The organism is Arenibacter algicola (assembly GCF_018860365.1).
Classification (GTDB): domain Bacteria; phylum Bacteroidota; class Bacteroidia; order Flavobacteriales; family Flavobacteriaceae; genus Arenibacter; species Arenibacter algicola_B.
Genome location: NZ_JAHKPO010000024.1, coordinates 66,878 through 78,751, shown reverse-complemented (window position 1 = coordinate 78,751; position 11,874 = coordinate 66,878). Strand labels below are relative to the sequence as shown.

9 protein-coding genes are annotated in these 11,874 nt (G+C 39.2%); 7 read left to right on the top strand and 2 right to left on the bottom strand.

Annotated features, from left to right (window positions below; translation table 11 throughout):
• Positions 1-19: 19 nt before the first annotated feature.
• The 5 genes from KO529_RS18955 to KO529_RS18935 all read left to right on the top strand — a co-directional run bounded on the left by KO529_RS18955 (position 20) and on the right by KO529_RS18935 (position 5,723).
• Positions 20-1,390 carry a tetratricopeptide repeat protein gene (locus KO529_RS18955; protein ID WP_215949435.1) on the top strand — a complete coding sequence of 457 codons (1,371 nt, stop codon included), beginning with the start codon at positions 20-22 and terminating at the stop codon, positions 1,388-1,390.
• Between the two features lies 1 nt (position 1,391).
• Positions 1,392-2,009, top strand: a complete 618-nt coding sequence (lptC, locus tag KO529_RS18950; RefSeq protein ID WP_215949434.1) for an LPS export ABC transporter periplasmic protein LptC — start codon at positions 1,392-1,394, stop codon at positions 2,007-2,009.
• Positions 2,002-2,205 (top strand): hypothetical protein, encoded by a 204-nt coding sequence (locus tag KO529_RS18945; protein ID WP_031445465.1) that lies wholly within the window; start codon positions 2,002-2,004, stop codon positions 2,203-2,205. Before lptC ends, KO529_RS18945 begins: the two co-directional genes overlap by 8 nt.
• Complete coding sequence (locus tag KO529_RS18940) at positions 2,205-3,500, top strand: hemolysin family protein (RefSeq protein WP_436835205.1); 1,296 nt, start codon at positions 2,205-2,207, stop codon at positions 3,498-3,500. Before KO529_RS18945 ends, KO529_RS18940 begins: the two co-directional genes overlap by 1 nt.
• Before the next feature lie 105 nt (positions 3,501-3,605).
• The gene (locus KO529_RS18935; protein WP_215949432.1) at positions 3,606-5,723 is read left to right on the top strand and encodes a peptidylprolyl isomerase; all 2,118 of its coding nucleotides are present in this window, start codon (positions 3,606-3,608) and stop codon (positions 5,721-5,723) included.
• Between the two features lie 112 nt (positions 5,724-5,835).
• Here the strand turns inward: KO529_RS18935 and KO529_RS18930 are convergent, their stop codons facing one another.
• Both KO529_RS18930 and KO529_RS18925 read right to left on the bottom strand, forming a co-directional pair.
• Positions 5,836-6,759 (bottom strand): GYDIA family GHMP kinase, encoded by a 924-nt coding sequence (locus KO529_RS18930; RefSeq protein WP_215949431.1) that lies wholly within the window; start codon positions 6,757-6,759, stop codon positions 5,836-5,838.
• A complete protein-coding gene (locus tag KO529_RS18925) occupies positions 6,756-8,078 on the bottom strand; it encodes a hydroxymethylglutaryl-CoA reductase, degradative (protein WP_215949430.1) in 1,323 nt (440 codons plus the stop codon). The genes KO529_RS18930 and KO529_RS18925 overlap by 4 nt, the downstream gene beginning before the upstream one ends.
• A gap of 280 nt (positions 8,079-8,358) precedes the next feature.
• On the opposite strand from KO529_RS18925, the gene KO529_RS18920 reads away from it, so the two are divergent.
• Together KO529_RS18920 and KO529_RS18915 are read left to right on the top strand one after the other, a co-directional pair.
• Entirely contained in the window at positions 8,359-10,464 is a 2,106-nt protein-coding gene (locus tag KO529_RS18920; protein ID WP_215949429.1) for a S9 family peptidase, read from the top strand.
• A gap of 16 nt (positions 10,465-10,480) precedes the next feature.
• Complete coding sequence (locus KO529_RS18915; protein WP_215949428.1) at positions 10,481-11,839, top strand: peptide MFS transporter; 1,359 nt, start codon at positions 10,481-10,483, stop codon at positions 11,837-11,839.
• Positions 11,840-11,874 lie beyond the last annotated feature (35 nt).

The following is an 11,874-nucleotide window of genomic DNA, read 5'->3' as shown; positions in this document are numbered from 1 at the left end:
CCTTAAAATAAACAGACAGATGAAAAAGAAACTCTACATCACAGCGATAGCCGCCATGGGATTTGTGGGTTTAGGGCATTCCCAAGCTCAAAACCCGGAGTGTATGACCAATCTTTCCATTTACACGGAGCATGTGAAAGTTAAGAATTATGAGGCTGCTTATACGCCATGGAAAATGGTATATGAAAATTGCCCTACCTTAAACTGGGCCAACATATTATATGGTGAACGGATTTTAAAGGATAGGCTTTCAAAATCTACCGGGGCAGACAAAACTGCCAATATTAATGCCTTAATGGAACTATATGATAACAGGATGAAGTACTTTCCTGCAAAGACAGACGTTGCGGAGACCATTATAGATAAGGTATTGTTGAAATATGATGAGAAAATGATTACCGATGAGGAAATCTACTCTCAGCTAGACAAGGCTTTTACAGAGGATAAGGCCAATTTCAAAAATCCTAAGGCCTTGTATTTGTATTTCTCCAGCTTGGTTGATTTAAACAGTGCCGGCAAAAAGGATGTTGAGGAAGTATTTGAGAAATATGACAACATCACCGAAAAAATAGATGAGGAAAATGATAAGCTTACAGAGGTTATAACCAAACTTCTTCCTAAGGAAGATGCAGGTACTTTGACTTCAAAAGAGAAAAAGCAATTGAGTTCTTACAATAGTTATTCTGAAAGCTATGGTAAAATAGCTGAAAGTATAGACAGCAAATTGGGTGCCTTAGCGAACTGTGAAAACTTGATTCCTTTGTATCAAAAGAATTTTGAATCAAAAAAAGGAGATATAACCTGGGTTAAGAGAGCTGTTGGAAGAATGTACAGCAAGGAGTGTACTGAAGATCCAATGTTCAAAAAATTATTCGAGGTACAATTGGCCTTGGAGCCTTCCGCCAGTGCATATATGTATGGTGGTGCCCTAAAGAATAATGCAGGAGATACCAGTGGTGCTATTGCAGATTTCAACAAAGCATTGGAGTTGGAAACCGATTCCAGAAAAAAATCCAATATCGCTTATAAAATTGCTACAAGTTATAGAAGAGGTAGTAAATCTACTGCCAGGAGTTATGCGCAAAAAGCTATTGATGCCAACCCTTCCAATGGTAAGGCCTATTTGTTGATTGCCAGTTTGTATGCGGGTAGCGCCAATGAATGTGGTAGCACTCCATTCGAGAAAAGGGCTATCTATTGGAAAGCTGCAGAAATGGCCCGCCAGGCAGGTCGTGTGGATCCAGCTTTAAGTGGTAGGGCAGGTCAGGCAGCCGCTAGTTACTCAGCCAAGGCGCCATCCAAAACGGATATATTTAATTCCGGTATGGCCGGTAAAACAGTAAGTTTCTCTTGTTGGGTAGGTGGTAGTGTAAAAGTGCCCAACCTATAAGATGAAAAAAAAAGATTTATATAATTTAAGGAGCATTGCCATAGTTTTTTCTATGGCAATGCTTTTTTATTCCTGTGCCGATAATTATAAGAGAGTTGGGGACGAGGCAATAAAAAAGATATTTCCTAGTGCTGTTGCGGAGGAATTTACCTTAACTTATACGGAGACCGATGAACTTGAAAAAAATGAAGGGGTTGTTACTGCACATGTTATTGCCGTGTTAAAAAGCCCGGTCAGCAATGAATTTGACAATCTGCTTTTCCCTTATACAACTTTCCCCGATGGACTCATTTTGGAGTTTTTTGATGAAAAGGGAGAAAAGAGCACTGTTACTGCAGATTACGGAATTATTTATTCCAGTACTAATTTAATAGATTTGCAAGGTAATGTGGTTATGGAATCCAGTGATGGTAAAAAATTGGAGGCACCACAATTATATTGGGATAGGGCCAATGATTGGATTTTTACCCAACAGAAATTTAAATATACCAATCCAGAGGAAGGAACTATAATGGATGGTGAGGGAATGGATTTTAATAGGGATTTTAGTTTTTTTAATGCTAATAAGACCTACGGTTATATGAGTATAAAAGAAAAGAAGATAGAAGAAAATGATTAAGATTTTAAGATATACGGAATACCTTTATTTGGCAGTGGCCGTAGTGTCCGTTTTTGAGGTTTACGAACAGTGGAACATAGATAGGCAAAGGGCCTATTTGTTTGTTTTCTTTGGAATTGTTTCCATAGGGATGTTCATTTTTAAGAAGACCTATAGAAAAAGATTTGAAGAGCGTCAAAAAAACAATAAACAATAATCTTGGAGGCATATATTGTCATTATCATTGTTATTTCATTGCTGTTTTCGGCTTTTTTCTCAGGAATGGAAATAGCCTTTATTTCTGCGAATAAAATTCACATAGAAATAGAAAAGAAGCAGGATGGATTTATGCCAAAGGTGCTGACGCTACTTACCAAAAAACCTTCCAAGTTCATTGCTACCATGCTTATTGGCAATAATATTGCCTTAGTGGTCTACGGACTTTTTATGGGGGATCTGCTTATGAGCCTATTTGCGGGAATCGAGTTGACCCCAGGTGGCTTTTTAAGTTTAATGCTTACCGATTTCAGTTTGGTTACCCAAACCGTTATCTCTACCTTGATTATTTTACTGACCGCGGAGTTTTTGCCCAAGGTATTATTTCAGATCTACAGCAACACTATGCTGAGGTTATTGGCAATACCGGCCTATATTTTCTATGTGTTATTTTCTGTAATATCGGATTTCGTTATTTGGATTTCCGATATAATTCTTAAGGTGCTCTTTAAAACAGATGGGGATGAGGTGCAATTGGCCTTTAGTAAAATAGAATTGGGAGATTATATCACCGAGCAAATGGAAGCTGTAGAGAAGGAAGACGAGGTGGATTCCGAGATACAAATTTTCCAAAATGCCTTGGAGTTTTCAGGGGTAAAGGCTAGGGAAGTAATGGTGCCCAGAACAGAGATTGCGGCAGTGGAACTTCATGAGACCCCTAAAAATTTGGCAAAGCTTTTTACAGAAACAGGTTATTCCAAAATATTGGTATTCAAGGATACCATAGATAATATTATTGGTTATGTGCATTCCTACGAGCTTTTCAAGAAACCCAAAACTATAAAGAGTATCCTACTGCCTGTAGAGTTTGTTCCGGAAACAATGCTAATCAATGATATTCTTAATATTTTGACCAAAAAAAGGAAGAGTATCGCAGTAGTTCTGGACGAGTATGGTGGTACTTCGGGGGTTATGACGGTCGAGGATATTGTGGAGGTGCTATTCGGAGACATAGAGGATGAACATGACACTACCGATTTGTATGAGGAACAGATAAATCAAAACTCCTTTAAGTTTTCGGGTAGGTTGGAAGTAGATTATATTAATGAACAATATAAATTGGAGCTTCCCGAAAGTGATGAGTATGAAACATTGGGAGGTCTGATCATTAATGAAACCGGAGAGATCCCAGAAAAAAGCTCCGAGATTAAGATCGGTAATTTCCTTTTTGTGGTGTTGGAAGTTTCAAGTAATAAAATAGATATGGTGTCCTTGGAAGTGCTTGACGATGAATAGGCATTTGAGGGATTTTTTTTGGTTTTTTTTAGTTTTTATTATTTCAAAAGAAAGTAGTAATTTCGCCTCCCGATAGTAACGGGATAAATTTAAACAGTTTACATAATGGCAATTTTAGAGAATATAAGGAAACGAACTACCGTTTTAATTTTAATCATTGGTTTGGCTTTGTTCGCATTCGTAATTTCAGGAGTGTTCAGCAGCAATGAATTGGGTGGTGGAAAGGTTGGTTCTTCCATAGCAGAGATCAATGGGGACGAAATTTCCATAGATCAATTTAGAAGGGATGTGGAGGCGTATTCTAGAATGGCCGGTCCAACTTCTTCTTCAATGCAATTGGTCAATCAGGTCTGGGATAGGCAGGTTAGGAATACCATTCTTGCTCAGCAATTTGATGAGTTGGGTATTAATATAGAACAGGATCAGATAATAAACTACATCAAAACTATTCCTTCCTATGTTCAAAATCCTGAATTTCATAATGCCAGCGGTGTTTTTGATGAGAATAAGTTTAGGGAAGCGGTGGCCGATTGGAAAGCAAACAATCCAGGTCGTTACGCTTTGTGGTTACAGGATGAACAGGCCATTATTCAGAATGCAAAGGAGCAGACTTATTTTAACCTTATAAAAGCAGGTGTTGGTTCAACCCTGAAAGAAGGGGAATTGGATTATAAATTGGCCAATGATAAAGTGGATATTAAGTATGTGCGTGTGCCTTTTTCCTCTATTCCTGATTCTTCCATAGCGGTTACCAAGAAAGAGATCGAGGCATATATCAATGATCACAAGAAAGATTATAAACAAGATAAGGCCAGAGATTTAGAATTTGTCTATTTCGAGGAAAAGGCTTCTTTGGAAGATGAGAATGCTGTAAAGGAGGAAATTAACAAACTATTGGAGGATCGCGTTGAGTACAATACTCAAAAGGACGCAAACGATACCATTAAAGGTTTCAAGAATACCACTGATATGATTGCCTTTTTGGATAGAAATTCGGATATAAAATTCGATACTATTTTTAAGGCTAAGAAAGATTTGCCTGCTAAATTTGCGGATACGCTAATGTCCTTGGAAAAAGGAAGTATGTTCGGTCCTTATCGCGATGGGGATTACTTTAAGGTATCCAAAATGATGGATAGAAAGGCAAATGGTACTGTAAAATCCAGTCATATCCTAATTTCTTATGCAGGGGCTCAACGTGCCAATCCAGAGGTTACCCGTACTAAAGAGGAAGCTGAGAAAAAAGCTAAGGAATTACTGGTAGAGGCAAAACGAACTGGGACTGTTTTTGCCGAATTGGCCAGGGATAATTCAGACGGACCTTCTGCGCCCCAAGGTGGTGACCTAGGATATAATCAGGAAGGGGTAATGGTAGCACCATTCAACGACTTCACATTTAGTAATCCGGTTGGAGCCATAGGTTTGGTAGAAACAGATTTTGGATTCCACATCGTTAAGATAGATGATAAGCAGGATATTGTTAGAATTGCCACTTTGGCAAGGGAAATAGAGCCGTCCGAAGAAACTATCAATACCTTGTTCACCGCGGCGACCAAATTTGAAATGGAAACTACCTCGGATAAAGATTTTGCTGTAGCAGCCAAAGAAAGTAATTTCGTGGTTAGGCCGGTAAATAAAATTAAGGAAATGGATGAAAACCTACCAGGACTTTCGGCCCAACGTGCCATTGTTCAATGGGCTTTTAACGAAGATACCAAATTGGGTGAGGTTAAAAGGTTCAATATAAACAATGGTTATGCCGTTGTTAGGTTGACAGCAAAGTATGCTGAAGGGCTTATGAGTGTGGAAGACGCATCAGCTTTGGTACTTCCAAAATTGCGAAAGGAAAAAAAGGCGGCACAAATCATAGAAGCCAATAAGGGTAAAACTATGGATGATTTCGCCAAGGATAATAATGTTATAGCTTCTACAGCTTCTGCTTTGACCATGAAATCCCCTATCATCCCAGGTGCCGGATCGGAGGCTTTCGTAGTTGGTACTGCCTTTGCTATGGAGCAAGGGGCTACCTCTGGTTTAATTAAGGGCGATAGTGGCGTGTATATGCTAACGGTCACCAAAAAAGAAGAGGCTGCCAAATTGGATAACTACAGTACCTATGCCAATAACTTACAGGCCAGTGCTGCCGGTAGAGTAAACTTCGCCGTTTACAATGCCTTAAAAGAATCTTCTAATATAGAGGATAAAAGAGCAACATTTTATTAGTAGAACCTAGGTTCTTATAAAACAATAAAGCCTCCCAAACGGGAGGCTTTATTGTTTTTGGTAACTCGGTTTCATTATAATGGAGGCATTCTGGTAATTTTAAGCTTTAGGGCTATTTTACCATTCTTGAATAGGGAATAACAGTGGCATACCCCTTTTCCCTAAAGTAATCTGGAGTGGTTTTGTTTCCTGTTGCCAGTATAAAATCTCCTCCCCAGGCCCCTAGACTTTTAATAGCTCCCTTGTAATCCGGAAACAACCGTTCTTTAACCGTGGGCATTCCTAGGATCTCGCTTAAAATTGTTTCATGTTTTTTAATGAGTTTGTCAAATTGGGACAAGCGCGTACAGGTCAATATTCTTTGGGTAATACTATTAATTTGGGATATGGCGGAAAAGGTGTTGAATTCTTTTTTACGATACAGGGCAATACCTTCCCTACTGTTCTGTTTTTGATTTAGATATACAAAGTACAGGTCGTTTTTAAATGTGGGGTTGAAGGATGCCGGCTGTACAATAGGTATGTTGTTCTTTAATTGGTAGGTATTCGGAGAATTATTTTGTGCACAGGCAATATCGTACCCACTACCTGAAAACGCGTTCCATAGTAGGGCATAGGCATCTATATGGGCCCATTGGGCTATGTTGTTGATCAGGGTAGATGATGACCCCAATCCCCATTCCCTTGGAAAATTTAATGCCGTGGTAATTTCATAGCCTTGGGAATTGGTTAAAAAACTAGGGTTCAATTTTCTGGCTTCCGAAAGAATTTTTTTAAGGGTAGCCGAAATAGCCAATGCTTCCTCGGAAACGGTGTTTTTGGAAACCGGGCTAAAACCCTCCAATTCATAAGTACTTTCAAACCACGGTTTTCCTTTTTCGTCCAAACTCTTCCATGTCAGCAGCTTGTCCTGAGTCTCTTTTACAGATAATGATTGTCCGTAAAGGGTGGGTACCGCTAAACTTTGGGCACCATCCAAAACCAGATACTCCCCGGTAATCAATAGTTTTCCGTTACTGTAATATTGTTTTATCATTTTTTGTTTCTCAACTCTTTAAAGGCCTCCACTACTGCGCTATGGGAGGCCGTATGCTTTTTAAAATAGTCTATTAAGTTTATTTTCTCGTCTTCCGTAGCGCCTAATTGGTTCAAGATATTCAATAGATGCATTTTCATATGTCCTTGTTGGATACCCGTGGTTACCAAAGAACGTACGGCGCCAAAGTTTTGAGCGAGTCCGGCTACGGCTACAATTTGCATTAGTTCTTTTGCGGTAGGATTTTGTAAAATTTCCAAGGCAAGTTTTACCAGCGGATGTAATGTGGTTAGGCCACCCACCGTTCCCAGGGCCAAGGGAATCTCTATCCAGAATTTAAATATTCCGTTTTCTATATTTGCGTGTGTAAGACTGGTATAGCGTCCATCTTTTGATGCATAGGCGTGAGCCCCTGCTTCTATGGCCCTAAAATCGTTTCCCGTAGCCAAAACTACAGCATCAATTCCATTCATGATCCCTTTGTTGTGTGTAACTGCCCTGTAGGGTTCCACTTTTGCAATATTTACGGCACGCACAATTTTTTTGGCAAAATCCTCGGCAGTAATGCCATGGTGTGCTTTCAAATCGGAAACGGGACAGCTTACCTCTGCCTTTACCACGCAGTTCGGGATGTAATTGGAAAGAATACTCATGACTATTTCAATATCTTTCTCAGTATCCGTAAATTTTTCATAACACAGGGCTTCTTCCTTTAGGCTTTGGGCAAACCCTTCCAAACAGGAGTTTATGAAATTGGCTCCCATGGCATCCAAGGTTTCAAATGTGCAATGCAGTTGGAAATAGTCATCCAAATCCGATGTTTTATCCCTTAATTCAATATTTTTTATTCCACCGCCTCTTTTTTCCATGTTTTTGACAATGGGTGCTACACTGTTGATCAATCTCGGCTTCACAAGCTTGAAAAATTTAGTAAGTTTTTCGCTATCGCCGTGATACATGAAATGTACCTGACCTACTTTTTCAGTTCCCAGAATGGTAGTCTTAAAGCCGCCACGGGTCTGCCAAAATTTTGCAGCCTTACTGGCTGCTGCAACCACAGAACTTTCTTCAATGGCCATTGGAATGGCGTAAAGTTTGTTGTTAATGAGAAAATTGGGTGCAATCCCTAGGGGTAAATAAAAGTTGGTGATGGTATTTTCAATGAATTCATCATGCAAATTCTGCAATTTTTCATCCTCGTTCCAATACTGCTTTATAACTGCAATGGTTTCTTTGGGGTGTTGGGTATAATGTTGGGCAATCCAGTTAATTTTGTCCTCTTTGGACAGTTTGGAAAATCCTTCTATAGGTGTGGTCATTAGGCTTTAAATTTCTTTGTGTAAAGATAGTAATATGGTGCCAATCCACTGTACATCTTAAAATGGGTTTAAAAAGGTTAAAAAATGTTATTTTTTAGCTGTTAAGTCTATTTCTTTGTGGATTTTTTAGTAAACTTGGTGATTTGAATAATTTTTTGAAAATTCTGAAATTCTTATAGTTGAATTTCAGTAAAAATAAATCTAATAAACCTTTGTTTTTGTGAGAATATCCCCCTCGCTATTGCTAATAGTATTTTTTTTGTGCCATTTTTCAGTTCTTATGGCCCAAAATAAGGAGCTGACTCTGGAAGAGATTTATGATGGTACTTTTAGCGTTGAAGGTTTGGATAAATTGCAGTCCTTGAAAAATGGTAAACAATACACCATTTTAAGTGTGGATAAGGCAACAGCTACTTCTGCTATCCTGAAATATGATTACAAAACCCAGAAAAAGCTGGAGACAGTAGTTTCTTCGTCAAATTCGGTCCCATATTTTACTTCCTACGAGTTTAGTGAAGATGAATCAAAATTATTGTTGGCCACGGCAATTGAGCCTATCTTCAGACGTTCTAGCCTTGGATTTTTCTATGTATACGACCTTAAATCAAAAAAAATATCCGCCGTTTCAAGTTCTAAAATTCAGGAACCTTCCCTTTCTCCGGATGGCAGCAAGGTGGCCTATGTGCAGAACAATAATATTTTTATTTGGGATATAGCCACCAATGATACCAAGCAACTTACATTGGACGGGGAAAAAAATAAGATAATCAATGGCATAACAGACTGGGTCTACGAGGAAGAATTTGCCTTTGTGAGGGCATTTGAGTGGAATGCCGATGGTTCTAAATTGGCATTCATACGATTTGATGAAACCAATGTTCCTGAATTTTCCATGGACGTTTATGGCAGCAATCTTTACCAGACCCAAACAATATTTAAATACCCTAAGGCAGGGGAGGCCAATTCGGAGGTTTCCCTTCATATTGTAGATGTGGACACTTACACTATTACCCAGATTGATTTGGACGAATCTTATTATATCCCTAGAATAAAATGGATGAACGACCCCAATTTTCTTAGCGTTCAGACCTTGAACCGTCACCAGAACAAACTAAGGTTATATTCGGTAAACTCAATAAATAGTACCAGCAGTCTTTTATTGGAAGAAATAGATGCTGCTTATGTTAGTGTAACGGACGATCTTACCTTTTTGGCCGATGACAGCTTTATCTGGACCAGCGAGAAGGATGGGTTTAAGCATATTTATTTGTATGATGTAGAGGGCAGATTAATGAATCAGGTTACCAAAGGTCATTGGGAGGTAACCAAATTTTATGGATATGACCAAAATGAAGATCTAATTTATTATCAATCCACGGAAAAAGGATCTATAAACCGGGATGTCTATAGTGTTGGTAGCAATGGGGAGGATAAAAGGTGTCTGACTAACAAATTAGGGCACAATTCCGCCGATTTTAGTGCCGATTTTACCTATTTCATAAATACTTACTCCAGTGCAACCAATCCCCCGGAATTTACGCTACATAATTCTTTGAGCGGAAAAAAAGTAAAGGATATTTTATATAATCGGGGGCTAATATCTAAATTGAAGAATTATAGGATACATCCAAAGGAATTTTCTACTATCGCCATAAATGGCAATGACTTGAATATGTGGATGATAAGGCCACAAGATTTTGATGCAACCAAAAAATATCCATTATTTATGACCCAATATAGCGGGCCAGGTTCGCAAAAGGTATCCAATAGCTGGATGGACACCAACGATTATTGGTTTCAAATGTTGGCCAATGAAGGGTATATTGTGGTATGTGTAGATGGAAGAGGTACCGGATATAAGGGAGCCGAATTTAAAAAGGTAACCTATAAGGAATTGGGGAAATATGAGGTGGAAGATCAAATAGCCGCAGCCAAAAAGTTAAGTGAATTGCCCTATATCGACGAATCAAGGACAGGGATCTGGGGCTGGAGTTATGGAGGGTTCATGTCTACCAATTGTTTGCTAAAGGGGAATGATACCTTTGAAATGGCAATTGCGGTGGCGCCGGTGACCTCATGGCGTTTTTATGATTCCATTTATACCGAGCGTTTTATGCGTACACCTCAGGAAAATCCTAGTGGTTACGATGAAAACTCCCCGTTTAATTATCCAGAGCTTTTAAAGGGAAACTATTTATTGGTTCATGGTTCGGCAGATGACAACGTACACCTGCAAAATACAATGCGGATGGTGGAAGCATTGGTACAGGCCAACAAGCAATTCGACTGGGCTATTTACCCCGACAAAAATCACAGTATCAAAGGGGGGAACACCCGCCTGCATCTATACACCAAAATGACCAATTTTATAAAACAAAATCTATAATTCATAAACCATACTTATGCAGACAACCGTTAAAGCAGCGCATCAAAAGGAGTTATTTGGCCACCCAGTGGGACTTTATATACTATTCTTCACCGAAATGTGGGAAAGATTTTCCTACTACGGAATGAGGGCTATTTTGGTATTGTATCTAATAACCGAAACCACCGATAGGAACCCTGGTTTGGGCTGGACCAATATGGAGGCTCTGGCACTCTATGGTTGGTATACCATGCTCGTTTACGTGGCTTCCATTCCAGGAGGTATCATTGCAGATAGGATGCTCGGACAGAAAAAAGCGGTTATCGTTGGAGCGATACTTCTGGTAATAGGCCACAGTATATTGGCCATAGAAGAGATGTGGGCGTTTTATACAGGCCTTGGTTTTATTATTGCCGGTGTGGGAATGTTAAAACCAAATATTTCCACTATGGTCGGTGGACTTTATCCTAAAGGTGACATCAGAAGGGATAAAGGATTTACAATTTTTTATATTGGTATAAATATAGGAGCATTCCTTTCCAGTTTAATTGTAGGTTATGTGGGCGAGGTCTATGGTTGGCATTATGGATTCGGATTGGCCGGTATTTGTATGCTTTTAGGTCTTTTACAGTTTATTCTTGGCCAGAAATATCTGGTGGGTGTAGGCGACTTTCTTGGAAAATCTACGAATGTGGAAGACCAGGAGGCTTTAAAGAGACCACTTAATAAAATGGAAAAGGACAGGGTAATTGTTTTAATCCTCTCCTTCTTAATGGTAATCGTTTTCTTTGGAGCGTTTGAACAGGCAGGTGGATTAATGAATATCTACGCTTCCGAAAAAACCAATAGGATGTTGATGGGTTGGGAGGTACCTGCTTCATGGTTCCAATCCCTGAACGCCTTTTTTATTATTGTCCTAGGTGCTGTGGTTGCCAACTTTTGGGCCAATCGAAAGCTTAAAGGAAAGGAAGCTTCCTCTCTTTTTAAAATGATCGTTGGGCTAATTATTATGGGAACTGGATTTTTATTTATGACTGCGGCAACGGCCCAGTTTGAAAGCTCTGGGTCCTCTGCCATGTATTGGTTGGTGCTGGCGTATATGTTCCATACGGTGGGCGAGTTGAGTCTGTCTCCAGTATCGCTATCGTTTGTAACCAAATTGGCTCCGGCCAAATACGCTTCCTTAATGATGGGCCTATATTTTGCAACAACAGGTTTTGGAAATAAATTAGCAGGATTATTAGGGGAATCTGCTTCACATCTCGGAGAGTATATGGTATTTACAGGTATTGCCATTTTCTGTATTCTTTTTGGATTGCTTATTAGAGTCTTCTTGAAAAAATTAAAGGCATTGACACATGGTGCCGAAGATAATGAGAAGAGAATTGCGCACTAATAACTTAAATCGGCAATTTGTATATTAGTCCATTG